Origin of the sequence: Anaerostipes sp., from assembly GCF_018381315.1 — a bacterium.
In the GTDB taxonomy this organism is placed as follows: Bacteria; Bacillota; Clostridia; order Lachnospirales; family Lachnospiraceae; genus Anaerostipes.
Map to the genome: position 1 here is coordinate 154,188 of NZ_JAGZSD010000004.1, position 23,229 is coordinate 177,416.

Annotated in this window: 25 protein-coding genes, 1 CRISPR repeat array and 1 riboswitch; of the genes, 5 read left to right on the forward strand and 20 right to left on the reverse strand. The window is 43.3% G+C overall.

Annotated elements, in window-relative coordinates:
• Positions 1 to 5: 5 nt before the first annotated feature.
• Positions 6 to 704 carry an ABC transporter ATP-binding protein gene (locus tag KH180_RS04215; RefSeq protein ID WP_330624399.1) on the forward strand — a complete coding sequence of 233 codons (699 nt, stop codon included), beginning with the start codon at positions 6 to 8 and terminating at the stop codon, positions 702 to 704.
• The gene (locus KH180_RS04220) at positions 698 to 1,480 is read left to right on the forward strand and encodes a hypothetical protein (protein WP_290756828.1); all 783 of its coding nucleotides are present in this window, start codon (positions 698 to 700) and stop codon (positions 1,478 to 1,480) included. The genes KH180_RS04215 and KH180_RS04220 overlap by 7 nt, the downstream gene beginning before the upstream one ends.
• A gap of 69 nt (positions 1,481 to 1,549) precedes the next feature.
• Here KH180_RS04220 and KH180_RS04225 read toward each other — a convergent pair whose 3' ends face one another.
• The 5 genes from KH180_RS04225 to KH180_RS04245 all read right to left on the reverse strand — a co-directional run bounded on the left by KH180_RS04225 (position 1,550) and on the right by KH180_RS04245 (position 5,907).
• Positions 1,550 to 1,837 carry a hypothetical protein gene (locus tag KH180_RS04225; protein ID WP_290756830.1) on the reverse strand — a complete coding sequence of 96 codons (288 nt, stop codon included), beginning with the start codon at positions 1,835 to 1,837 and terminating at the stop codon, positions 1,550 to 1,552.
• Between the two features lie 200 nt (positions 1,838 to 2,037).
• Entirely contained in the window at positions 2,038 to 3,528 is a 1,491-nt protein-coding gene (gene thrC / locus KH180_RS04230) for a threonine synthase (RefSeq protein ID WP_290756832.1), read from the reverse strand.
• Positions 3,529 to 3,683: 155 nt separating this feature from the next.
• A complete protein-coding gene (locus tag KH180_RS04235) occupies positions 3,684 to 4,823 on the reverse strand; it encodes a M20 metallopeptidase family protein (RefSeq protein ID WP_290756835.1) in 1,140 nt (379 codons plus the stop codon).
• 9 nt (positions 4,824 to 4,832) lie between these two features.
• Complete coding sequence (locus tag KH180_RS04240; RefSeq protein ID WP_290756837.1) at positions 4,833 to 5,264, reverse strand: DUF1700 domain-containing protein; 432 nt, start codon at positions 5,262 to 5,264, stop codon at positions 4,833 to 4,835.
• Positions 5,265 to 5,301: 37 nt separating this feature from the next.
• Complete coding sequence (locus tag KH180_RS04245) at positions 5,302 to 5,907, reverse strand: histidine phosphatase family protein (protein WP_290756840.1); 606 nt, start codon at positions 5,905 to 5,907, stop codon at positions 5,302 to 5,304.
• A 248-nt stretch (positions 5,908 to 6,155) separates the two neighbouring features.
• Here KH180_RS04245 and KH180_RS04250 point away from each other — a divergent pair, with 248 nt between their 5' ends.
• Entirely contained in the window at positions 6,156 to 6,545 is a 390-nt protein-coding gene (locus KH180_RS04250; protein ID WP_290756843.1) for a thioesterase family protein, read from the forward strand.
• A gap of 54 nt (positions 6,546 to 6,599) precedes the next feature.
• On the opposite strand, the gene KH180_RS04255 is transcribed toward KH180_RS04250, so the two are convergent.
• Positions 6,600 to 7,208: an ECF transporter S component gene (locus KH180_RS04255; protein ID WP_290756846.1), complete on the reverse strand. Its 609-nt coding sequence runs from the start codon at positions 7,206 to 7,208 to the stop codon at positions 6,600 to 6,602.
• Between the two features lie 124 nt (positions 7,209 to 7,332).
• Positions 7,333 to 7,478, reverse strand: a riboswitch (FMN riboswitch).
• A 213-nt stretch (positions 7,479 to 7,691) separates the two neighbouring features.
• Between KH180_RS04255 and KH180_RS04260 the strand changes: the two genes are divergently transcribed.
• The gene (locus tag KH180_RS04260) at positions 7,692 to 8,720 is read left to right on the forward strand and encodes a 3-deoxy-7-phosphoheptulonate synthase (protein WP_290756849.1); all 1,029 of its coding nucleotides are present in this window, start codon (positions 7,692 to 7,694) and stop codon (positions 8,718 to 8,720) included.
• On the opposite strand, the gene KH180_RS04265 is transcribed toward KH180_RS04260, so the two are convergent.
• The 14 genes from KH180_RS04265 to rd form a co-directional block, all read right to left on the reverse strand.
• A complete protein-coding gene (locus KH180_RS04265; RefSeq protein WP_290756852.1) occupies positions 8,691 to 9,254 on the reverse strand; it encodes a hypothetical protein in 564 nt (187 codons plus the stop codon). The two genes, KH180_RS04260 and KH180_RS04265, sit on opposite strands and share 30 nt — an antisense overlap.
• Positions 9,255 to 9,332: 78 nt before the next feature.
• Complete coding sequence (locus KH180_RS04270) at positions 9,333 to 9,896, reverse strand: NUDIX hydrolase (protein WP_290756855.1); 564 nt, start codon at positions 9,894 to 9,896, stop codon at positions 9,333 to 9,335.
• Positions 9,897 to 9,989: 93 nt separating this feature from the next.
• Complete coding sequence (locus KH180_RS04275) at positions 9,990 to 11,135, reverse strand: mannitol dehydrogenase (RefSeq protein ID WP_290756857.1); 1,146 nt, start codon at positions 11,133 to 11,135, stop codon at positions 9,990 to 9,992.
• Positions 11,136 to 11,469: 334 nt separating this feature from the next.
• Complete coding sequence (gene rny / locus KH180_RS04280; RefSeq protein WP_408608827.1) at positions 11,470 to 12,978, reverse strand: ribonuclease Y; 1,509 nt, start codon at positions 12,976 to 12,978, stop codon at positions 11,470 to 11,472.
• Positions 12,979 to 13,097: 119 nt separating this feature from the next.
• Positions 13,098 to 14,411 carry an alpha-amylase family glycosyl hydrolase gene (locus KH180_RS04285; RefSeq protein ID WP_290756863.1) on the reverse strand — a complete coding sequence of 438 codons (1,314 nt, stop codon included), beginning with the start codon at positions 14,409 to 14,411 and terminating at the stop codon, positions 13,098 to 13,100.
• A 29-nt stretch (positions 14,412 to 14,440) separates the two neighbouring features.
• A complete protein-coding gene (locus KH180_RS04290; RefSeq protein ID WP_290756866.1) occupies positions 14,441 to 17,578 on the reverse strand; it encodes an ABC transporter permease in 3,138 nt (1,045 codons plus the stop codon).
• Between the two features lie 9 nt (positions 17,579 to 17,587).
• On the reverse strand, positions 17,588 to 18,292 hold the full coding sequence (locus KH180_RS04295) for an ABC transporter ATP-binding protein (protein WP_290756868.1): 705 nt from the start codon (positions 18,290 to 18,292) through the stop codon (positions 17,588 to 17,590).
• A 443-nt stretch (positions 18,293 to 18,735) separates the two neighbouring features.
• A CRISPR array of direct repeats spans positions 18,736 to 19,478; the repeat unit is 30 nt; unit sequence ATTTCAATACAACTCTTGTTTCTGTTCATC.
• A gap of 182 nt (positions 19,479 to 19,660) precedes the next feature.
• Positions 19,661 to 19,834 carry a DUF4250 domain-containing protein gene (locus tag KH180_RS04300; protein WP_290756870.1) on the reverse strand — a complete coding sequence of 58 codons (174 nt, stop codon included), beginning with the start codon at positions 19,832 to 19,834 and terminating at the stop codon, positions 19,661 to 19,663.
• A 15-nt stretch (positions 19,835 to 19,849) separates the two neighbouring features.
• On the reverse strand, positions 19,850 to 20,059 hold the full coding sequence (locus KH180_RS04305) for a dihydroorotate dehydrogenase (protein ID WP_290756872.1): 210 nt from the start codon (positions 20,057 to 20,059) through the stop codon (positions 19,850 to 19,852).
• A 180-nt stretch (positions 20,060 to 20,239) separates the two neighbouring features.
• A complete protein-coding gene (locus KH180_RS04310) occupies positions 20,240 to 20,638 on the reverse strand; it encodes a DUF6512 family protein (RefSeq protein WP_290756874.1) in 399 nt (132 codons plus the stop codon).
• 42 nt (positions 20,639 to 20,680) lie between these two features.
• Complete coding sequence (gene crcB / locus KH180_RS04315; RefSeq protein ID WP_290756877.1) at positions 20,681 to 21,046, reverse strand: fluoride efflux transporter CrcB; 366 nt, start codon at positions 21,044 to 21,046, stop codon at positions 20,681 to 20,683.
• 3 nt (positions 21,047 to 21,049) lie between these two features.
• On the reverse strand, positions 21,050 to 21,607 hold the full coding sequence (locus KH180_RS04320) for a beta-class carbonic anhydrase (protein ID WP_290756880.1): 558 nt from the start codon (positions 21,605 to 21,607) through the stop codon (positions 21,050 to 21,052).
• 4 nt (positions 21,608 to 21,611) lie between these two features.
• Positions 21,612 to 22,103 (reverse strand): Cys-tRNA(Pro) deacylase, encoded by a 492-nt coding sequence (gene ybaK, locus KH180_RS04325; protein WP_290756883.1) that lies wholly within the window; start codon positions 22,101 to 22,103, stop codon positions 21,612 to 21,614.
• A gap of 183 nt (positions 22,104 to 22,286) precedes the next feature.
• On the reverse strand, positions 22,287 to 22,445 hold the full coding sequence (gene rd / locus KH180_RS04330) for a rubredoxin (protein ID WP_137327888.1): 159 nt from the start codon (positions 22,443 to 22,445) through the stop codon (positions 22,287 to 22,289).
• Between the two features lie 132 nt (positions 22,446 to 22,577).
• On the opposite strand from rd, the gene KH180_RS04335 reads away from it, so the two are divergent.
• Positions 22,578 to 23,222 carry a Crp/Fnr family transcriptional regulator gene (locus tag KH180_RS04335; protein ID WP_290756890.1) on the forward strand — a complete coding sequence of 215 codons (645 nt, stop codon included), beginning with the start codon at positions 22,578 to 22,580 and terminating at the stop codon, positions 23,220 to 23,222.
• Positions 23,223 to 23,229: the final 7 nt, after the last annotated feature.

The window sequence follows — 23,229 nt, forward strand, 5'->3', positions numbered from 1 at the left end:
TGTATATGAATTATATTCTTGAATGCAATAACCTTTCCAAGGTCTATTCCGGATTTTTGGCCTTGGACAGACTGAATCTAAAAATCCCTTCCGGACGGATCATCGGGCTTCTGGGGCCTAACGGAAGCGGAAAAAGCACACTGATCAAACTGATCAATCATCTTCTGACACCAACAGAAGGCGATATCCTGTTTGACAGCCAGCCTTTGGGCATCCATTCCCGGGAGCACATTTCATATCTTCCGGACCGTATGTATCTGCCGGAATGGATGAAGATCCATGAGGTTTTCACTTACTTTGATGATTTTTACAAAGATTTTAACAAAGAAAAAGCACTTTTTATGCTGAAGGATCTTGGCATTGATGAAAATAAACGCCTGAAATCGCTGTCTAAGGGGACAAAGGAAAAGGTTCAGCTTATTTTAGTCATGAGCCGGAATGCCAAGCTGTACCTTCTGGATGAGCCTATTGCCGGTGTGGATCCTGCCGCCCGCGACTACATCTTAAAAACTATTATCTCCAATTACAATCCGGATGCCAGCCTGATCATTTCCACTCATCTGATCAGTGACATCGAGACTGTCCTGGATGATGTTCTGTTTTTGCAGAATGGTAAAATCACTTTGTCTGCAACCGTGGACCAGATCCGCGAGGAAAAACAAAAATCTGTAGATCAGTTATTCAGGGAGGTGTTCAAATGCTAGGAAAATTACTGAAATATGAACTGAAAGCAACTGCCCGGTATTTTGTTCCCCTGCTGGCCACATTCGGCGGGATTACATTGCTGTTTAAACTGTTTATGGCAATGATCGGCTTCGGAAACGACCCTCTGCGCATGACATTCAGTATCTTTATCGTGACCATCTACGTTGTTGCGGTTATCGCCCTGTTCCTCATGTGCTTCATTATTTCGTTTTACCGTTTTTACAAAAACTTTTACACAGATGAAGGATATTTGAGTTTTACGCTTCCGGTATCCATCAATCTTCAGATTCTGAACAAACTTATCATCAGTATTTTTTGGATGTTGGTATCCATTGCTGCGTTCCTGCTGTCCATTTTTATTTTCCTGGCAGCTACGCCTTATTGGAAGGATTTCTTCCATGTGCTGTCTCTTTCATTCCAGGAATTCAGCAAGATTGATGCGGGCATTCGGTTTTTGTTTATCACAGAAACTTTATCTGCTTTGGTGCTGAATGCTGTGGCATCGCCGCTGTTCATATATCTGTGCATCACCATCGGAGGGCTTTTGCCGAACCACCGCCTGGCCGCATCTATAGGTACTTATTTCCTGGCGACCGCAGCGCTCTCCCTGGTAAGTAATATAGTTTCATTGTTTTTCCCGAACTTTATGAACTTTACAGGACTGGAGGAATTCTGCTATTACCTGATGCCTATGGTACTGATAGGCTGCATTATAGAGATCTTCGTTTCCTTCTTCCTGACAAAGTATCTTATGGAACGAAGGACAAATCTTTAGGACAAATAAAAAGCCGGCAGGTGATCTTCTCATCCTGCCGGCTTTTTGACTGTATTCTCTTAAAACTGTCTATTCCTCTTCTTTTACCATTTCCAAGTCTGCTTCCATGACTTTAATATCTCCGCGGATTTTTTCAATGAGATTAAACAAATCAATATAATCCGCTTCCGGATAATCCATATGAGACTCAAAATACTGCCGTCCAACCTGTTCATACAAATCATCCAATTCACGCTTCGCAACACGGATATCATTTTTAATTTTAGCAGTATCCGCTACTTCTCTGGCCTTTTTCGCCGCTGCTTTTCCTGTACTTGTAATCGTCTGTTCAATCTTATCAAATAAATCCTTTGGCATAATCATCGTCTCCTCACATATTTTTCTTAAATTATACCCTATAGCGCGCGGTACGTCCAGACTGATGCCGCTCTATCTCTGCAATACTTACATCTTCTTCTGCAGATACCACAGTCTTCCCGCAAAGGCGGTCTGAGCGGCCACTTACACTGCAGAAAAGACGGCAGAATATCAAAACTCTGCCGTCTTTTAAGACTTCATTATTTAAGATTCAAGATTTTCTTTACTTCTTCTTCCATTCCTGCTGTTTCACAGACTGTATCATGAAGAATCGGAGCTGTTCTGATCTCTTCAATAGCATTCGGAACATCCACGCCTGAAATCTTATGTAACTCATCTACCAATTCAAAATCAGACTTTTCATCATATTTTGGATCAATCGCATTCATAACACTTCTTGTAAACTTATACGGACTTGCTGTAGATGCGATCACTGCCGGAGTCCTGTCACCGCTGTCCCTGACATATTTGTCATATGCCACAGATGCCACTGCAGTGTGGGTATCAAGAACGTAGTCCTGATCCACGTAAACCTGTTTAATCTTTTCCTTTGTCTCTTCCTCGGTTGCATAAGCTCCAAAGAATTCAGAAAGCTGATCCCTCATCTCTTTTGTAATTTCATATGCACCGTCTGTTGTCAGTGCATTCATAAATTTCGCACACTGATCAGCATTATTCCCTGTGATTCTGTAGATCATACGCTCCAGATTGCTGGAGATCAGAATATCCATAGACGGAGATGAAGTCACAACGAATTCACGTTTTCTGTCATACTCACCTGTCTGGAAGAAATCAAATAATACTTTATTTTCATTAGAAGCACAGATGAACTTTCCGATCGGGATGCCCATCTGTTTTGCATAAAAGGCAGCCAGGATATTCCCGAAGTTTCCGGTCGGCACTGCTACGTTCATTGGATCTCCCGCCTTTACAGCACCCCTGCTCACCAGTTCTGCATATGCCTTTACATAGTATACAATCTGCGGAACCAGCCGTCCGATATTGATTGAGTTGGCTGATGAGAACTGATATCCGTTCTGGTCCATCACCTCTGCAAGTTCTTTATTGGAAAACATCTTTTTGACACCGGTCTGGGCATCATCAAAATTACCTTTGATACCAATGACAAATGTATTGTCACCCTTCTGCGTCAGCATCTGCTTTTCCTGAATCGGGCTGACACCGGACTTTGGATAAAAGACAATGATCTTTGTTCCCGGCACATCAGCAAATCCGGCCAGAGCTGCCTTTCCTGTATCTCCGGAAGTAGCGGTGAGAATAACAATCTCGTTCTTTACAGCATTCTTTTTCGCAGAGGTGACTAAAAGGTGAGGCAGGATAGAAAGTGCCATATCCTTAAATGCAATCGTAGAACCATGGAACAGTTCAAGATAATACACATCTCCTACTTTCACCAGCGGAGCAATCTCCTCTGTATCGAACTTTTCATCATATGCATTGGCGATACACGCCTTTAACTCTTCTTCTGTAAAATCTGTGAGAAATTCCTTCATCACTGCATATGCAATTTCCTGATATGTCATCTTTGTCAGGTCTTCTGCAGAAACTTCCAGCTTCGGAATAGAATCCGGCACAAAAAGCCCTCCGTCATTGGTCAAACCTTTCAGAATCGCTTCGGAAGCAGTTGCTGTCTCTTCCCTGTTTCTTGTACTACGATAAACTAAATTCATAATTACCCGCCTTTTTATCTGGTTTTATAATATCCAAGGCCTTGTAACGGCCTTATTTTTCTTTGGCTATGATTATAGCATACTTGTGATTTGCGGTCTAGCACGAAATCCTGTACATTCTGCCGTTTTTTCGTATTCCTGCACCCCTGTTCCCATCACTCTTCCATGGCATAGGCCAGCATCAGTTTTACTCCGCTTAAGAGTGCGCGCTCATCCATATCAAATCTGCCGTGATGATTCGGAAACTGGTCTGTGCCTCCGCCTACAAACGCAAATGCCCCCGGAATCGTCTTCAGATAGTTGGAGTAGTCTTCTCCCAGCATCATCGGCGGCACATGGACAAAATCGTCTTCAGAAAACACCTTTTCTGCTCCCCGTTCTGCCCGTTTTACTGCTGACACACTGTTCACCAGAGGAGGATGGCTGGAAGCCGGATAATCTGCCACGGCTTCTCCGCCGAACTGTTTTGCAGTGCTGCAGGCAATCTCAATCACACGCTCTTTGACCATCTGCTCCGTATCCTCGGAAAATGTGCGGACAGTCCCCTCCAGTCTGGCATGTCCGGATATGACATTTCTCGCAGTCCCGGAAACCAGTTTCCCTACTGTAACGACTGCGGAATCCAGAGGATCGGTATTTCTGCTGACAATTGTCTGCAGATTCATGACGACAGCGGCTGCAGCCACTGTGGCATCCGTACACAGATGAGGTTTTCCTGCGTGTCCCGCCTTTCCGCTGATATCAATTGAAAACCAGTCCGTTGCAGCCATTCTGGGACCGGCCTCGACAGAGATCTTCCCTGCCTCGATTCCTGAAAAGATATGAAGCCCAAAAATCTCGTCTGTATGATCTAAAAGTCCCGACTCTAAAACTAATTTTGCTCCCTGGGCAGTTTCTTCCGCAGGCTGGAAAACCAGAAGAATTTTCTTTTTTAATTCCTTTTCATATTTTTTTAGAATTTGTGCAGTCCCGAGCAGAATCGCTGTATGTCCGTCATGTCCGCATGCATGCATATATCCCGGATGTTCAGAGACAAAGGAGCATCCAGTATCCTCCTTTACCTGCAGAGCGTCAATATCAGCCCTCAGGGCTATGACCCGGCTTCCTTCTCCGATCTCAGCCACTGCTCCTGTGGGATCCAGAGGCGTGTATGGTATCTTCATTTCCTGCAGCCGTCTCTTAATATAATCTGTCGTCTTTTGTTCTTTAAATGCCGTTTCCGGATGCCTGTGCAGATCTTCTCTGTATTGTATAATCTGTTTCATGGCTGCATTTACTTCACGAATGATATCCATAACCGTTTCCTACCGCTTTCCAAACACATTTTTAATAAGATAAATCAGAAGAAGAATCAGAAGAACCGGCCCGATAAAACGCAGTGCTACAGCAAACACGCTGCCGATCAGAACAATTACTATAATCAGGGCCGCCAGACATCCTATTTTGGATAAAAATGAATCAAAGATGAAAACTTTCTGCGAACCCTGTTCTTCTTCTGCCGGTTCTTCGTAGGTATCCTCATAATAAATCTGCTCTCCGCCTTTCGTCTCAATAATAGATTTGGCGATCAGCCTGGGGCTTCCCAATTCCTCTAAAATCTCCTGCTCTGTCCTGCCCTCTGACTCCTGACGGCTGAAATAATCCCTGTAATAGGAAACAGAATCCTCGATCTCACTCTCCGCCACCTGTCCCTCCAGTGTCTCCCGGAGCTCCTTTAAAAATTCATATTTCGTCATCGCATGTCTCCTTTGGTATCCTGTACATTTCTAAATATCAGTAAAAGACCTCGGCCTCACTTAAAACGCGGAACTGCCCGTTCTCGACTAAAGCTGTGCTGACGGAGCAGTTCTTAAGCTTGGGGCCTTTCCAGAAGTCCTTGACCTCTCTTTTATACATGTTGGTCAGCATTCCATGAATAAAAGCTCCGTGGGTAAATAAAATAACACTTTCCGCTTCTTTTTCTAAAGGAAGGATAAATTCCTCTAAAAAGACTCCGGCCCTTTCCACAACCTGTGCCGGGGTCTCAGCCCCCTGAATCAAAGCCATCTGCTCGGGCCGGTCAAAAAAATCCAGGATTGGTTCCTTTTTTTCATATAATTCCTTCAGATGCGCCCCTTCATAGGGACCGAAATTAGCTTCCTTGAGCCGTTCATCCTCCAGCAGAGGAATTCCTCTTCCCTCCAGAATAATCTCTCCTGTTTCTCTGGCCCTGCTCAGCGGACTTGTATAGGCTGCGTCAAAGCTTACATCCTTCAGTGCTTTTCTGGTAAGCCTGGCGGCTTCCCTGCCTGCTTCACTTAAATCCACATCAGACTGTCCCTGAATCCTGCGTATTTTATTCCATGGAGTCTCTCCGTGTCTCATCATATATAATTTCAATAAGATTCCTCCTTATCTGTTTCCATAATATTATATCCGTCAAGAACTATTTTAACGTATTTATCAGCTTTGTACCATAGTATTTTCAGGACTTTTGTGTCTGTGCACGGTCAGAAAAAAGTTCATATAGATACAGATTACAAATAAATCATAAAAAACTATGGCATTTTTATATTATTTTGCTATACTAAGTGTATAAAATGATACTAATCCTAAATGATTCGGAATATAGTAAGAGAGGACAACTTATGAAAATTGAAATTGGAGACAAGATTACCCTTGCAGAAGAGGTCACTGACGAACTGACCGCCGCCCGCTGGGGAAGCGGAAGCCTTCCTGTTTACGCAACACCTGCCATGGTGCTTTTGGTAGAAAAGGCTGCTGTAAAGCTGTTGGAAGGAAAGCTGGATGACGGCATGACCACAGTCGGCACCAACTTGAACATTTCCCATGTTTCCGCCACACCGGTTGGATGCCGTGTCACCTGCCAATGCCATCTGACAGAGATCAACCGCAAGAAATTAGAGTTTCAGGTAGAGATCATGGACAACAAAGGCCGCATCGGTATCGGAACTCATGAACGCTACATTGTAGCTGCTGATTCATTTTTAGACAATGCAAAACAAAAGCTGAATTAACATAAACAAAAACCTCTGTCTTTCGACAGAGGTTTTTTCATTCTGCAGCAACTTTTAGTGTTTTCCCTTCAGGATCGGTGAAATCCTCTTGTAAACAAGAAATGTAATCACAACACTGAACATGCCTTTTACAAAGGTGAACGGCATATTAAACCAGATCAATGCATCCCACAGATTCTTAACATTGTGGTTGATGGCCTGATAAGCACCGATGATCGCCTCCATCGGCATGAAATTCTCATAAACAGGATAGACAATGAAGTAGTTGGAAAAGATACTTACAACCGCCATGAGAACAGCCCCTGCCAGCGCACCGATCAGGGCACCTTTTTGTGTTTTGTTTCTTCTGTAAATCAGGCCGGCCGGAAGCACAAAGCACACTCCTAAGATAAAGTTGGAGATCTCTCCTACTCCGCCTGAAGTTGTGTGCAGAAGATTTACAATATTTTTAATAAAGCAGACTGCAATCCCGGACACAGGTCCCATAGCGAATGCGGCGATCAGCGCAGGAAGTTCAGAAAAGTCCATCTTAATAAATCCCGGCATAATAAACGGCACGCTGAACTCAAAAAACATCAGGATTGCCGCCAGCGCACCCAGCATAGCAGTTACTGTGATCTTTCTTACATTTACTTTACTTACTGTTACAGTTTCATTCATCATTTTCTTTCTCCTCCATTTAACAATGCTTTTATGATACAGGAAACGCCTAATAAATCCTGTAAAATAAAAAACGCCCATGTCACCAATGACAGGGCTACATCGAACGGTACAAAAATACCGCCCATCGTTACTTCTTTCATCCAGACTATACTGTTGGTTTGAGATTCACACTCAATCGGCCTTTCGGTTCGCGGACTTATCTTAAAAAAAGTATCACCGCCAGTCGAGAATTGACGCCTGCCGGCGTCTCACTCTGCCCTGAAGTTGGAGAATCTATTATTCTCTACTTCGATATGCAATTTTTAGACTATATTTATTATAGACAAATTTTACCCGTTTGTAAAGCCATCCGAATCATTTTTTCAGGATCCGCCTGTTTTCCCTTCTTCGCTTTACAGCACTGCGATAATTTGGTAAACTTATAACAATCGGCTTTCCGGGCCGTCTTACATACAGATTGAACTATAAAGGAGAGATAAGCTTATGGGTATGCATAGAATCAATAAAATGCCGTCTCCGGAGGAACTCCAGCAGGAATTTCCGATGAGTGACGAGTCAAAACGTATAAAAGCAGAGAGAGATAAAGAAATCCGGAAGGTTTTTACCGGAGAATCAGATAAATTCATCGTTATCATCGGGCCATGTTCCGCAGACAATGAGGAAGCTGTCATGGACTATCTTGGCCGTCTTGCGGGAGTACAGAAGAAAGTCTCTGATAACCTTCTGATGATCCCAAGAATTTATACAAACAAACCGCGGACAAACGGTGCAGGATATAAAGGTATGATTCATCAGCCGGACCCTGAAAAAGCTCCGGATATGGCAGCCGGCCTCCGTTCTGTCAGAAAGCTTCATATTGATGCACTGGAAGCATTTCATATGCCTGCCGCCGATGAAATGCTTTATCCGGGAAACTGGCCTTACATGGAAGATATCCTGTCCTATGTAGCTGTAGGCGCACGTTCCGTTGAAAACCAGCAGCACCGCCTGACCGTCAGCGGATTTGATATTCCTGCCGGAATGAAAAACCCTACCGGAGGTGACCTTACTGTTATGATGAACTCAATCGTTGCCGGACAGGGTTCCCATAATTTCATAGCCAACGGCTACGAAGTAGAAACGGACGGGAATCCTCTGACCCATGCGATTCTGCGCGGTTCTGTCAATAAACACGGAAACAATGTACCGAACTACCACTATGAGGATCTTACCAGAGTTGCCTATATGTACGAGAAGTTCGGTCTTGCAAACCCTGCCGTTATTGTAGATGCCAACCACTCTAATTCAGCAAAACAGTGGGATCAGCAGCCCAGAATCGTCCAGGAAGTCCTTCACAGCAGAAGTTTTCTGCCTGAGATCAAGTCTCTCGTAAAGGGAATCATGATTGAAAGCTATATTGAGGACGGCAGCCAGCCAATCGGAAACGGCGTCTACGGCCAGTCCATCACAGATCCCTGCCTGGGCTGGGAAAAAACTGAAGAATTACTTTACAAGATGGCCGAACATGTTTAAAACGGCCGGATTGACATAGCTCTCTAAAAAACAACCAAAAACCAGCAGCAAAAGCTCCAGCTGGATAGAGAATTTTTTTAAGAAGGAATGACCTGTATCAAAGGTTATTTCTTCTTTTTTTTCATCCCTTACATTTCTTTGATATAAAAGGTACATAGATCCTCCGTAGCATATATAATGCGGAAATAAGCTCAAAATTACAATAAAAAGTCCTGCCAGCCCAAGATTCATCACCTGCAGGGACAAAATCGACCCCAGAAAGAATGAAAGGCAGAATAGCCCGCCGTACAAAAGCACTACCGGCTTCAAAATAAATCCGATCAGAAACAGAATACCGTATTGTTTGCCCCTCTTGAACAAGATATAGGGAAGCAGGCTGCTCCCTGATATGTACAGTCCCCTGCCGCCCAGCACCAAAGAATCCATCTGTCCCCCGTATTCCAGATAATCTTTATATACCGCATTGGTAAAAAGGCTTCCAAGTACAAGTCCCGTCAGCACGAATACGCCAATGAAAAACTTTCTCCGCTCCATTTTGTTTCCTCCCAGATATAATTTGCTCCACAAAACAAAAAAGGAGCCACATAAAATTATATGTGCCCCTCTTTTTCATTATGAACGATTCTTTTTGCTCACAATGCTTTTTCCTTTTTTTACATTCAGATATGTCATAACCCCGGAGATGGTTTTGGCATCCACAATTTCGCCGCACAAAATCATCTCTTTCACTTTTTCCGGTGTCATTTCGTACACATCGATAAATTCATCTTCATCTAAATTCTGCTTTGTTTTTTGGAGACCGGTTCCAACAAAAATAGGGATTTTTTCATCACAGAAGCCGATGGCCGTCACGATGGTAATGAGATGCTCTATTTTTTCGGCTCTGCATCCTGTCTCCTCCTCAATCTCACGCTTTACACAGTCGAAACCGCTTTCTCCCTCTTCAATGCCTCCTGCCGGTATCTCATAAGTCATGGCATCCAGAGCATTTCTGTACTGCCGTACCAAAAGGATATTCCCATCCTCAGTCACAGGAATGATAGCTGCAGCCCCCGGGTGCTTAACCAGATCCCAAGTCACCGTATTGCCGTTCGGAAGAGTAATAATGTCCTCGTAAAAGCCGACCACTTTCCCCTGATGCACCAGGTTTTGTTTTATCTTTTTATATTCCTCCATTTTTCTCCTTTCTTCTGAAACTTGATATGAACGATCAAAAACAGTATTCCGCCTTTCCGGCAGAATACTGTTATAATACATGATCAATAAAAATTATTCAATTATACTCTGGCTGCTGTATTCTTCTATAACGCGCTCCACAACAGGACTGTCCGTGTCTAAACCGGTATATTTGCACACTGCCTGTTTAATTCCCAGTTCTTTGATCTCTTTTTGGAGCTTCTGTGCATTGGCATCTCTTGGCTCTGCATACCGGAAACCGGCTGCCATTGCTTTTGCAATAGCGTCAAAGCTGACTCCGTGTTTCAGACACAGCTGGGCTGCTCCAGTCAGACGGTCTCCTTTTGAAAGCTTGCGGATCGGATCATAGCCAACCCGGTAGATGGAATCGGGAAGCACTCCCTGAGCCGGTGCAAAATAAACAAGATTATGCAGCTCTTCCGGAGTAATCGGATATTCCTTCATGACTGCTTCCGTCAGCTCATCAACGACTTCTTTGACAACGGCTGCAATTTCAGGATCCGCTTCCGACTCCGGAATCGTTTTATATCCCTTTAAATATCCCATATATGCCAGTGTTGCATGGGGACCGTTGACTGCGATAACTTTAATATCCTTCAGCATCTCAATTTTATCTGTCAGCTCCATCCACTCTACATCGCTGATGTCGTTATATACCGGCTGCTGGATCAAAAGAGAATTCACCGCCACTGTATCAATATGTACATCATAGTTACTGTCCGCATCTGTACTTCTGCGTATGATAGAATCACGGATCACCACATTTTGATCAAACCAGTCCCTGGCTTCCTGGGACAGGTCTTTTTTGAAAGCCTCTGTAATTCCCGGGATCAAATAGTTTTTGTTTGTAATACAGATCATGGTCAGCCTGCGGTCCGGATGCACCTTATAAAACTCTTCAAAACACTTTGACAGATACTCTGCCGCTTCTTCAAAATCTTCCGGATACAAGGGCAGCATAATCACGTCTGTCTCCAGAAAAGCTTCCATACAAGAATAGACTTCATCACAGGAATACGCCTTAAAATTTGTGACCGTCCGGTTTTGGATCTCATCCACACGGTGTACCTTCACATAATAGCATCCATGCTTTAAAAGCTCCTCCGAAACTCTGGGATCCTTATCCAGAAAGGTAATATTCCATCCTGCATTGTCAAAGGTCTCTCCCACAAAGCCTTTCCCCAGCCTTCCGGCTCCTACAATTAATACATTCTTCATTTTTCCCTCCATATTTTTCTTCTGCCAGCCGGCAGTTTATTATTTATTGGTCAGAATCCGTAATCAAATAAGTAATATCTCCTGTCTTACATATCACATAGTTGGAGACAGTATCACACGCAACTTTCCTGCAATTATCTTCTCATTAATGATATTATAACGAATCCTTGGGAAAAGGAAAAGCATCAGCGGATAATTTAATACAGGAAGGCAAATAACGTCTCTTCTCATTTGTGTGCATTCTGCACGGAGCGTTTTTTATTTCATGGAATGCACTTTCCTATGCAACAAAAAAACAGCAGATATAAAATCTGCTGCTTTTCTTATGTGTTGGTTATTTCGCATAGTCCACAACCCGTGACTCACGGATAATGTTGACCTTAATCTGACCCGGATAATCCAAATTATCTTCTACCTGTTTGGATATATCTCTGGCCAGCAAAATCATATCGTCGTCACTGATCTGTTCCGGAACTACCATTACACGAATTTCCCGACCTGCCTGTATCGCAAAAGTTTTATCAACACCCTGGAAGGAATCTGCGATCTCTTCCAGCTGCTTCAGTCTCGTCGTATAGCTTTCCAGCGTCTCGCTTCTCGCCCCCGGTCTTGCTGCTGAAATAGCATCAGCTGCCTGAACGAGACATGCAATCAATGTCTCCGGTTCTGCATCCCCATGGTGAGATTCGACTGCATTGATGACAATCGGATGTTCCTTATACTTCTTACATAAGTTCACTCCAAGTTCTACATGGGAACCTTCCACTTCATGGTCAATAGCTTTTCCAATGTCGTGAAGCAGTCCCGCACGCTTTGCCATCCTTACATCGACACCGATTTCAGATGCCAGCAGCCCGGAAAGCTGTGCCACTTCCATGGAATGCTTCAATGCGTTCTGCCCATAGCTGGTACGGTATTTCATCTTGCCCAGCAGACGAACTAATTCCGGATGGATGCCGTGAACTCCAAGTTCCAGAGTTGCAGCCTCTCCGTCTTCCCGCATCTTTGTTTCCACTTCTTTTGTGGCCTTTTCTACCATCTCCTCGATTCTGGCCGGATGAATTCTTCCGTCCACGATGAGTTTTTCAAGAGCGATCCTTGCAATCTCTCTCCTGACCGGATTAAAGCTTGACAATACGACTGCCTCCGGAGTATCATCAATAATCAATTCTACTCCTGTCATATTCTCAAGGGCACGGATATTTCTTCCTTCCCGGCCGATGATACGTCCCTTCATCTCGTCATTCGGAAGCTGTACAAGAGAAATTGTTGTCTCGGCTACATGGTCTACTGCACACTTCTGAATGGCTGTAACCACATACTCCTTGGCTCTTTTTCTTGCATCTTCCTTGGCTCTGGATTCCATCTCTTTTACGAGCATTGCTGTCTCGTGCTTTACGTCTTCCTTAACTGCTGATAATAGTTGTTCTTTTGCCTGATCAGAGGTCAGCCCAGAAATTCTTTCCAATTCCTGCAGGTGTTTGGACTTGAGCTCCTGCACTTTTGCCTTGTCTGCCTCAAAATTCTTTTCCTTGGCAGTCAGAGACTGTTCTCTGCGCTCCAGCAAATCTGCCTTCTTGTCAACGGTTTCTTCCTTGTTGAGCACGCGCTTTTCGTACTTCTGCAGTTCACCCCTGCGTTCCTTTGTTTCCTTTTCAAAGTCATGTCTCGCTTTTATAGTTTCTTCCTTGATTTCAAGTGAAGCTTCGCGCTTCTTCGCATCAGCTGCTTTTATGGCTTCATCTATAATATCTCTGGCTTTACTCTCCGCATTGCCAATGGTTACTTCCATGGCCTTCCTGCTTCTTTGATTGGCAACAAGGACGGAAATTGGCGCTACAATGACCAGAGTTGCGATAATGGCGATAATTATACTTGCCACAGGCCTCCTCCTTATTCAATTTTTTGTGCATAAAACACTTCTATAATTTTATATGTTTTTGCACAAAAAGTCAAGAAAGCCTACGCCTCTGGTTGAATAATCATAGCCTGATATGCCGGAACTAAAAGTCCCCCGCCAAAATCCACATCCTCACCGGTCAGTAAATCCTTACCTTTTCCCGCTCCGGCGTCAAAATGCAGCGTATACTCATCCGGTCCCGCATTTAAGGCAAAAATAATCCTCTCCCCATCTGCTTCTCTCTCAAATGCGATAATATCCTGTTCTGTGCGTATTTCACGGTAGCCTCCGGTTTTCAGTGCCCGGCTGTCTTTTCTTATTTTTGCAAGGTTTGAGATGTATTGATAAAGGTCTTCTTCCAGAAGATCCTCTGTTTTTATTCTCGGACGCAGCGCATCATCATTGTCCGGTTCCTTGAAACCTTCAATTCCCCATTCACTTCCGTAATATACAGACGGTACCCCCGGCATAGCAAACATCAGTGCATAGATAAGAGGAAGGTGCTTTTCTTCCGAAAGCTGGGTGGCAATCCGCATCACATCATGATTGTCTACAAAGCTGTACAGAGGAAGCCCCTGATAGAGCGCCCACGGATCCGGTCCGAACTGTCTGTTCAGGGAATATCCGATCTCATGCATGTTATGGGTATTAAAGCTTGAATACAAGCCCTTATAGCATTCGTAATTGGTGGCAGAATCCAGCATATGGTGGTTGACCAGAGTGCTGTAATCCCCGTGCAGCATTTCTCCGATAAAGATCATCTCCGGATTCTTATCCCTGCAAAAGTCCACCAGGCTTTTCATAAAAGTCCGGTTCAGCATGTAAGCCACATCCAGACGGATTCCGTCAATCGCAAACTCATCCATCCAGAAAGCCGCTGCCTCCAAAAGATGATTTCTTACTGCCTCATTGTCCAGATTCAGTTTAACCAGTTCAAAATGGCCTTCCCATCCCTCGTACCAGAATCCGTCGCCGTAATTGCTGTTTCCGTCAAAATTAATATAAAACCAATCCTTATATGGAGAGTCCTGCTTTTTCTCCAGAACATCCCGGAAAGCCCAAAACTCTCTGCCTACATGGTTAAATACGCCATCCAGGACTACTTTAATGCCCTCCTCATGGAGCGCTTCACACACTTCCTTAAAATCTTCGTTCGTTCCAAGCCTGCGATCAATTTCTTTATAATCTTTGGTATCATATCCATGGCTGCTGGATTCAAATACCGGTGAAAAATAAACGGCATTTGCCCCCAGACCTTTCATATGGGGAATCCATTCCTTAACTTCCAAAATGCCATGTTCCGTTTCATCATCCACAAAAGCTCCAAGCGGAAAAATGTGATAAAATATCAGGTCCTTCATAGTTAATTCTTTCATAGTCAATCTCCCTTCCTACCTTTGGGGTGTCATTCCGTGCTCTTTAAAGATTCTACCATGTTGATTTTCCGAAGCTGGAAAAACATCATGAAATTAATCAGCGCCGCAAAACCGATGGTCAGCAGGACACTGTACATATAACTGGCCGGCATAATTGTTCTTCCGAACATAATCAAATCCACCTCTGCCGTCAGTATCACATATCGGTGAAGAAGCACTCCCAAACCTGCCCCCGCAGCTGTCCCGATCACGGTAAGCAGAATATTTTCCCTGTAGACATAGGCTGCTGTCTCCAGATCATAAAAACCAAGAACTTTAATGGTTGCAAGCTCCGTCTTCCTCTCTGCGATATTAATGTTGTTCAAATTATATAATACTACAAAAGCCAGCAGTCCGGCAGAAATAATTAAGACAAATACGACAATATTGAGATTATTCAGCATATCATTCATCTCTTTTTCGTTATCTGATATAAAAGATACCGATGCGGCTCCGTCCAATTTCAGCAGCTGTCTTCCAAGTGTAGTTTCCAGTTTCTCTGACCTGTTTTTGTTTTTTAACAGGATTTGATTATACGACGGCGCCTCCCCGTAGAGTTTTCGGTACAGGGCCTGTGACATATAAACACTATGGCGCATATAATTCTCTGTAATATGTTCTACCTTTGCCCTGACCTTTTTCATCTCTCCCTCTTTGAGCGTCACTGTATCTCCTTCTTTGATTCCAAGAAGGCTGCAGACTTTCTCTGTCAGTATAATACCGTTTTCTGAGAGTTTATAGGTCTCTCCGGTTTTGCGGTCTTTGAAATGGATATAGGATGACAGTTCCCTGATATTTTCCGGAACAACCAGAGAAGCTGATTTGCTTTCTCCGTCAAACTCCACATCCACAGAAGCATTATGAACTTTAGTGCTGTTTCGTATTGTATGCTGTTTTTGTATCCAAAATGCAATTTCCTGCTCTTTTTTTGCTGAAAGTTCTTCTTCCAGCATGACTGAAGCATCGTAGGTCTGGATCTTCTGATATTGATTCTTGGAGATGGCAAAAATAGAATCTTTCAGCCCAAATCCTACAAGCAGCAGTGCCATACATCCGCCGATTCCAAAAACAGTCATAAAAAACCGTTTCTTATAGCGGAACAGATTTCTCAATGTAGACTTCCATGTAAAATTCAAATGCTTCCACAGGAATCCGATCCGTTCCAGCAGAATCCTTTTCCCCTCTTTCGGGGCTTCCGGCCGCATCAGCTGCGCCGGTTTTTCTCTCAGTTCTTTATAACAGGCAAACATTGTTGCACAAAAGGTGATGCAGACAGAAGCTGCGGACGCTGTCAGCGCAAACTTTGTCTCAAATGGATGTTTTACCTGTCCGATACCAGTGTACATCATTGAATAGGCTTCAATAATGACCTTGGGCAGAACTGTCTCTCCTACAAGCACACCCGCGATACTGCCTCCGGCCGTTGCCAGAAGGGCGTACATTCCATATTTTTTTGCCACGTCAAAGCCTGTATATCCCAGTGCCTTGAGAATCCCGATCTGAGTCCGCTGCTCCTCCACCATTCTGGTCATAGTCGTAAGACTTACTAGAGCTGCCACGAGAAAAAAGATCACCGGAAATACTTCTCCGATAGCGCCGATCCTTTCTGTGTCTCCTCCATATTCAACGTAAGACTGAATTTTATTCCGGTCCAGCACATACCATTTTGGCTTTTTAATATCATCAATATCCTTTTTTGCGTCATCGATCTTCTTTTTTGCCTTGGCAAACTTCCGGTCTGCTTTCTTCTTGGAAGAACGGTACTGTTTCCGGCCCTTTTCAAGCTCTTTTTTTGCATTGGCAAGCTTGGTCTCTGCCTCTTTGATCTTCTGTTCTCCGCTTTTGAGTTCCTTTTCCTTTTTCTTAAGCAAGACAGCGGAGTTTTTTAGTTTCTGCTTATTTGACTTTATGTCCTTTTTGCCCTTGGCAAGCTTTTGCCGTGAAGCTTTTAAAGCGGCTTCCTGGCTGTCCAGCTCCTTTTCGGCCTGCTCAAACTTTTTCTTCATCTCCGGCGGTATCTGCCCCATGGCACCAGCCTGCTGCATCTGCTGTCTGAGCTGTTCTTTTGCCTGTGCCAGCTGTTTTTCCGCTTTATCCAGTTTTTTCTCGTTTTCCTTGAGTTCTTTTTCTGCCTGAGCAAGCTGTTTTTTCCCGCTGTAATAACTTTCCCAGCCCTTTTGAATCTCCTTTTTACCGCTTGATATCTTAGCCTTCTGTGCCTTAATCTCATTCTGCCCTGACCTTATTTCACTTTCAGCATCATCCAGCTTTTTCTTAGCCTTTATGAGTTTTCTGTCCGCTTTTTTCTTCTCTATTTTATATTTATTTTCGGCCTTTTTTACTTCTTTCGTGGCTTCAGCTTTGATCTCTTTCAGTCTTTCCTCACAGCGTTCTCCGGAAATATCTTTGATCTTTTTTTCTGCTTTCTCAACCGTGTCATCATACTCATCAGTATATGCAGTTTTCTCCTCTGCACCTTTTACAGACAGGAATAAATCTGTATATACATCCAGCTTAAAATTCTCTTTCGGCACCACAGCAAAACCGCTGATCTGGCCATTGCCGATGGTTGCTGTCCCCCGGTCCCGGGACAGATAATAGGATGAATCCCCTGCCCCCACGATCCTGAGTACAGACTTTTTTAAAGTATCTCCAATATCATCATCGGTGCCGGAGGACAGAGTAATTGTATCTCCCACTTTGATGTCCGAATGCTCCAGCATGTAAGAATCGATGAGACACTCTCCGTTCTTCTCTGGCATCCTGCCTTTCGTAACCTTGATCTGATTGAACTGATCTGTGGCCGCCATAACCTTCAATACTTTCTCTGTGTCATTGAGCTTACAGATCGTATCCACAGAATAACTAGGTTCCGCCGCAGAGATACCGGAGATTTTTTTCACTGCACTTACGTCTTTGTCCGTAATACCCATAGTGGCAAGGATCCTCAGATCCATCAGTCTGCTCTCGTCAAACTGGGCATCTGCGGTAAGCTTCATGTCCGGTTCAGTTACCCGGACTCCGGAAAAAAACGCTACACCCAGGGCTACAATAAAAAAAATCGACATGAACCTGGGCAGTGTCTTTCGGACCATCATGAAATTGTCTTTGTGAAGTGCTTTCTTCATGTGCCCTACCTACCATTCTATCGTCTCTACCGATTGGGGTTCTTCATTGATCCGGATGTCATGCACTTTCCCGCTTTTAATCTCTATCACACGGTCTGCAATAGGTGAAATCGCCAGATTATGTGTGATCACGATAACTGTTTTCTTCCTCTCACGGCAGGTATCCTGCAAAAGCTTCAGAATCGACTTTCCTGTCTTATAATCCAGAGCACCTGTAGGTTCGTCACAGAGCAGCAGCTTTGGATTCTTTGCAAGTGCTCTGGCAATGGATACTCTCTGCTGTTCTCCTCCGGAAAGCTGTGCCGGAAAATTTGAAAGTCTCTCCGAAAGCCCTACATCTGAAAGAATCTGCTCTGCATTCAGCGGATTTTTGCTGATCTGAAGAGCAAGCTCCACATTTTCCAGCGCCGTCAGATTCGGTACTAGGTTATAAAACTGAAACACAAAACCAATATCGTTTCTCCGGTACTGTGTCAGCTGTCTTCTTGAATATTTTGCAATGTCGTTTCCATCCACCAGCACTGAACCGGATGTGACTGTATCCATACCTCCGAGAATATTCAGGATTGTAGTTTTCCCTGCACCGCTGGCCCCGATGATAACAACAAACTCCCCTTCATTGATGGTGAAATTAATCCCATCCACAGCCTTGGTGACAACCTGCCCGGTCTGGTATATTTTTCTCACTTCTTCCAATCGAATAAAATCATCCATGAGCTGCCTCCTGTGTTCAGTGTAAGTTTTCACCAATAAATCCCTCTATTTTAACCAGTTCAGCCCCTTCCGTCCCTGAGACAGCAAGCCGGAGAACTGTCAAAATGTCATACTTAATTTTAACATATTTGTACAAGAAATAATACCTAATCGTGCGAGAGCACGTCCACCCGCAGGGTATAAAATACGGTGTGCCCTGTGGGTATACCTTATCGTGCGCAAGCACGTCCACCCGCAGGATATGAATTACGGTTACTTTGGGAACATAACTTTTTAATAGGTTATTTTTTCATGGATAATAATATAATTGAAAAAAATCCGGCACATGCGGATTTTTTATAGGAGATGGAAAATTTTATTAGCTTTCAAATGCTGATTAAATACTTCAGAAGAATATAACTATTTCATATGAACTATGACATGGTTTAATAAAAAATATATTTATTATAATACAACTCTTATTTCTGTTTATCAAGGAACTCAAAAGCAATCAAAGGGATCCTGGATATATTTCAGTACAACTCTTGTTTCTGTTAATCCTTTGTTATAGTCGTAAATCTTTGTCCTTGGCAATTTTAATACAACTCTTGTTTCTGTTCATCCGGATAATCTTTTTTATGCTACTACGAAAGCCTATTTCAATTCAACTCTTGTTTCTGTTCATCTTGGTGAAAAAGAGTATCGGCAGATCATTATGATATTTCAATACAACTCTTGTTTCTGTTCATCTTGTCCATTCGCCAATGGCGCATATTCGGCCTTGAATTTCAATACAACTCTTGTTTCTGTTCATCGATGTTAAGCTTGATAGTTATGATAGATCCGTACTATTTCAATACAACTCTTGTTTCTGTTCATCAAATTCATCTCCGTTGATATCTTCCCTGTTTGCTTATTTCAATACAACTCTTGTTTCTGTTCATCTCCAATGCTTAAAGTACAAAGTGGAGCATTTTCTTAATTTCAATACAACTCTTGTTTCTGTTCATCAGGTATTTACCCATGCAGGGTCTATATATATCACAATTTCAATACAACTCTTGTTTCTGTTCATCTGGTGCGCTATTAACATAGGAGAGGCAGATCTGTCTATTTCAATACAACTCTTGTTTCTGTTCATCAGTCGATGTTGTGGTATATATGGCACTAAAAGACAATTTCAATACAACTCTTGTTTCTGTTCATCCAACGTTTTTAAGCCATTCTTTTTTATTATTATAGTCAGTTTTCCTGATAAAATCAACGTTTCCTTTGTTTTTTCCCAACCGTTCTCCTTTTTTCTGCTTTTTCTTTCATATTAGCTCTTAGCCCCCATTTCAAGCGGTTTTGAGCTGTTTTTATCCATTCGGAGGTTGGGAAAATTCCTGGCTATCTGAATTGGTTTGTTTCCGGATGGTATTCGTATCCGATACCTGAAAGTTTTGTGCTGATCTCCTGCGGGTCCTCGCAGAGACTTTTGCACAGTTCATCAAAGCTGTCATAATAATCCCTGAGCTGAGTGTTAATGTAACTTAATAAAATAACCGGATCCTTCGGCAGCATTTTTATATCTCCCTTCTATGTCACGACCACAAAATAGCAGTGTTCTTTTCCAAATTCATAGTAAATCTTATCTTTTTCAATATGATGAATCATATAAATGAGCCCGAAGCCATGCTCCGTCAAAAACTTCTCCATGGCTCTCCACACTTCTTTATCTTCCTGTGTTTCCACAAGGAGCGTCTCTGTCCCCCGCTCCCTGTCACAATAATACAGTTTTATAAGCAAACACCTCCCCTAACTTCGTTTCCAGAAGAAAGCATACCCGCAGGGCACACCGCATTTTATTCCCTTCGGGCGGACGTGCTGACGCACAATAATGTATACCCGCAGGGCATCCCGCATTTTATGCCCTTTGGGCTGACGTGCTGACGCACAATAATGTATACCCGCAGGGCATCCCGTATTTTATGCCCTTTGGGCTGGCGTGCTTGCGCACGATAATGTATAGGAAATCACTACACTGACAGCAAATATAAGCAGGTCCATAACCAGCATATCCTTCTTTAACACGGCAGTATAAGCGTCAAACAAAACTCTGATAGCAACGCAGGCAAGCCCGATTCCGATAAACAGGCGGATCCAATAGTAACGGATATGTCCCTGCATATACCGAAACATTAAAACACCGTAGATCAGGTTCGGAAATATTATCAATTTATAATGTTCCACCACCTTCTCACTGACCGGGAACAGCCACCAAAGAAACTCAGGCCTTCCGATCCAGTCATAAATGAAATGCCAGAGACTGCCCACCACTGCGGTAAATAAGATTCCTCCGAGAATGAATTTTTTGTTTCTTGACATAACAATCCCTCCTTTGGGATAGTATATGCAATCTTTCCATTCTCATCCTGTGACAGCCTGTCCTGCAAAAACCGCCAGGACAGAAAATATCACACTCATTACAGCGTAGCATATGCCTTCTCTCCATTTTCCCTCAGAGACAAGCGTTCCTGTTTCAAGGGCAAATGTAGAAAAGGTAGTAAAGCCTCCGCAGAGTCCCGTTTTTAAAAATAAGATCAGATTAGGATTCCCTGCCGGAACCCTACCTGTCCATCCGGCAATCATGCCGATTGCAAAACCGCCCAGCACATTGATGCCTAAAGTAACTGCCGGGAATCTAAACTGGGCCGATATAGGAATCAGTCCCAGAAGATAACGGAAAACCGCACCGAAGAAACCTCCCAGTCCTACAAATATACACTGGGCCATAGATTATTCACCTCTGCACTCTTGGGTTGTCATCAGTTCACCGGTTTCTGTGTTCATCACGTATCCAAAAATCTTAATATCCTCAGGGATCAGCGGATGTGTTCTCAAAAGTTCTACAGTCTCATCCACTGAATCAGAAACACAGTCAAATCCTGCCAGCCAGGAATCAAAATCAATACCGCAGTGCCGGATAAAATTAATCTTGTCCTCTTCTATTCCCCGGTCAATCATGTGCCGGATCATTCCCTCGCTGTTCATATGGCCCACACCACAGTCGGTATGCCCGATAACCACAATCTCTTCTATCCCCAGCTCATAAACTGCAATCAAAAGGCTCCTTACCACACTTCCGAATAAATGGCTTGTGACTCCTCCCGCATTTTTGATAATCTTTACATCCCCGTTCTTTAACCCAAGCGCAGCCGGGAGCAGTTCTGTAAGTCTGGTATCCATACAGGTTAATATAGCAATCTTCTTATCCGGATATTTGCTTGTCTTGTACTGTTCATACATTTTATTTTTTACAAACACCTTGTTATACTCGAGAATATCTTCAATCATGTCCTTACCCTTTCTGTTTCTTTACCAAATCGGCAGTAGTTCCCCTGCAGGCTCTTAAATAATCCTCAGGTTTCAGTTCTGCCTGAATACCACGTTTTCCGCCGCTGACAATCAATGTTTCCAAATTTCTGACACTCTCATGCACCACGGTTTGATACTGCTTTTTCATCCCTATGGCTGTGCAGCCTCCTCTTATGTACCCTGTAACACTATTGATATCCTTCACATGAATCATCTGCACTGACTTTTCGCCTACAGATCTGGCCGCTTTTTTCAAATCCAGCTCTTGGTCAATCGGAATGACAAACACAAAATAATCTTTGCTCTTTCCTTCCGTGACCAGTGTCTTGAATACTTTCTCATGAGGCTGGCCGAGCATATCTGCAATAGCTGTGCCGTCAGTGAACTCTTTGCATTCATAACGATGAATCTCAAAGGGGATCTTCTCACGTTCCAGGATTCTCATTGCATTTGTCTTTGGCTCTTTTTTTGCCATCTATCTTCCTCCCAACATCCAAAGAATGTATGTTGTTGTATATTATAGCACATTTTTTTGCCAGGACAATAGGACGTATCCTGCACAGAGTGCTTTTTATTGTACAGGGGATTCTGAACAAATTTTCATGCAAAAAAAACGTCCCGTATTGTCTGCGGGACGTTTTACATCTTGCAATAAATATTAAGCTTCTACAAATACGTCTTTTCCTAGTCCGCAGATCGGGCATACCCAATCTTCCGGAAGATCTTCAAAAGCAGTTCCCGGTGCAATCCCCTGGCTTGGATCTCCTTCTTCAGGATCGTATTCATAACCACATGGTTCACAAAGATATTTTTTCATTTTTCTTACCTCCATATATACAATTTAATTATATTATCTTTCATCTGTGACGTTAGTATACCACTCGTTCTGCAATTTTTTCTGTTGCTTTTGCAACATTTTTATGTAATATTTAAAAAAAGGAGGTTTTTTATGCTCTACAAGGACAATCCGCTGTTTACAGATATAACATCCAAAGACTGTCTGAAAATGCTGTCATGCTTTCACTCAGAAGAAAAACTATTTTCTTCCGGTGAAACAATTTATCATTTTTCATCGCAGAAACCAGTCATTGGTATTCTGCTGGACGGTGCAGCCTCTGTGCTCAGATATGAATTCAACGGAAGCCGGACCATATTAGAAAAGCTGGAACCCAACAGTGTCTTCGGTGAAATTCTGGCATTTCATTCCGAAGAATATGAAGCGATTCACCTTCAGTGTGACACCGCCTGTAAAGTGCTGATCATTGATTATGATTCCCTTATGAAGCCCTGTACGAATGCATGTGCCTGCCATACAAAGCTGATCCAGAATGTCACCTGGCTCATCTCCAAAAAGACCATGAGCTTAAGCCAGCGGGTGGAGGTGCTGAGCAAACGGTCCATCCGGGAAAAGCTGTACTGTTACTTCATGCAGGAATCCCTGCGCCAGAAGTCCAATCCGCTGCGTATTCCATTTACCATGTCGGATCTGGCTGATTACCTGTCAGTGGACCGGAGTGCCATGATGCGGGAACTGAAAAAAATGAAAGAAGACGGCATCCTCTCTTCCGAAAAAAGAATGATCCGTCTTCTCTGAAGCTCTG

Excerpts from the sequence above, each read along its gene's own strand:
- KH180_RS04215 (WP_330624399.1), top strand. The coding sequence starts at position 6 with ATGAATTATATTCTTGAATGCAATAACCTTTCCAAGGTCTATTCCGGA.
- KH180_RS04220 (WP_290756828.1), top strand. The coding sequence starts at position 698 with ATGCTAGGAAAATTACTGAAATATGAACTGAAAGCAACTGCCCGGTAT.
- KH180_RS04225 (WP_290756830.1), bottom strand. The coding sequence starts at position 1,837 with ATGCCAAAGGATTTATTTGATAAGATTGAACAGACGATTACAAGTACA.
- thrC (WP_290756832.1), bottom strand. The coding sequence starts at position 3,528 with ATGAATTTAGTTTATCGTAGTACAAGAAACAGGGAAGAGACAGCAACT.
- KH180_RS04235 (WP_290756835.1), bottom strand. The coding sequence starts at position 4,823 with ATGGATATCATTCGTGAAGTAAATGCAGCCATGAAACAGATTATACAA.
- KH180_RS04240 (WP_290756837.1), bottom strand. The coding sequence starts at position 5,264 with ATGACGAAATATGAATTTTTAAAGGAGCTCCGGGAGACACTGGAGGGA.
- KH180_RS04250 (WP_290756843.1), top strand. The coding sequence starts at position 6,156 with ATGAAAATTGAAATTGGAGACAAGATTACCCTTGCAGAAGAGGTCACT.
- KH180_RS04255 (WP_290756846.1), bottom strand. The coding sequence starts at position 7,208 with ATGATGAATGAAACTGTAACAGTAAGTAAAGTAAATGTAAGAAAGATC.
- KH180_RS04260 (WP_290756849.1), top strand. The coding sequence starts at position 7,692 with ATGGGTATGCATAGAATCAATAAAATGCCGTCTCCGGAGGAACTCCAG.
- KH180_RS04265 (WP_290756852.1), bottom strand. The coding sequence starts at position 9,254 with ATGGAGCGGAGAAAGTTTTTCATTGGCGTATTCGTGCTGACGGGACTT.
- KH180_RS04270 (WP_290756855.1), bottom strand. The coding sequence starts at position 9,896 with ATGGAGGAATATAAAAAGATAAAACAAAACCTGGTGCATCAGGGGAAA.
- KH180_RS04275 (WP_290756857.1), bottom strand. The coding sequence starts at position 11,135 with ATGAAGAATGTATTAATTGTAGGAGCCGGAAGGCTGGGGAAAGGCTTT.
- KH180_RS04285 (WP_290756863.1), bottom strand. The coding sequence starts at position 14,411 with ATGAAAGAATTAACTATGAAGGACCTGATATTTTATCACATTTTTCCG.
- KH180_RS04290 (WP_290756866.1), bottom strand. The coding sequence starts at position 17,578 with ATGAAGAAAGCACTTCACAAAGACAATTTCATGATGGTCCGAAAGACA.
- KH180_RS04295 (WP_290756868.1), bottom strand. The coding sequence starts at position 18,292 with ATGGATGATTTTATTCGATTGGAAGAAGTGAGAAAAATATACCAGACC.
- KH180_RS04300 (WP_290756870.1), bottom strand. The coding sequence starts at position 19,834 with ATGCTGCCGAAGGATCCGGTTATTTTATTAAGTTACATTAACACTCAG.
- KH180_RS04310 (WP_290756874.1), bottom strand. The coding sequence starts at position 20,638 with ATGTCAAGAAACAAAAAATTCATTCTCGGAGGAATCTTATTTACCGCA.
- crcB (WP_290756877.1), bottom strand. The coding sequence starts at position 21,046 with ATGGCCCAGTGTATATTTGTAGGACTGGGAGGTTTCTTCGGTGCGGTT.
- KH180_RS04320 (WP_290756880.1), bottom strand. The coding sequence starts at position 21,607 with ATGATTGAAGATATTCTCGAGTATAACAAGGTGTTTGTAAAAAATAAA.
- ybaK (WP_290756883.1), bottom strand. The coding sequence starts at position 22,103 with ATGGCAAAAAAAGAGCCAAAGACAAATGCAATGAGAATCCTGGAACGT.
- rd (WP_137327888.1), bottom strand. The coding sequence starts at position 22,445 with ATGAAAAAATATCTTTGTGAACCATGTGGTTATGAATACGATCCTGAA.
- KH180_RS04335 (WP_290756890.1), top strand. The coding sequence starts at position 22,578 with ATGCTCTACAAGGACAATCCGCTGTTTACAGATATAACATCCAAAGAC.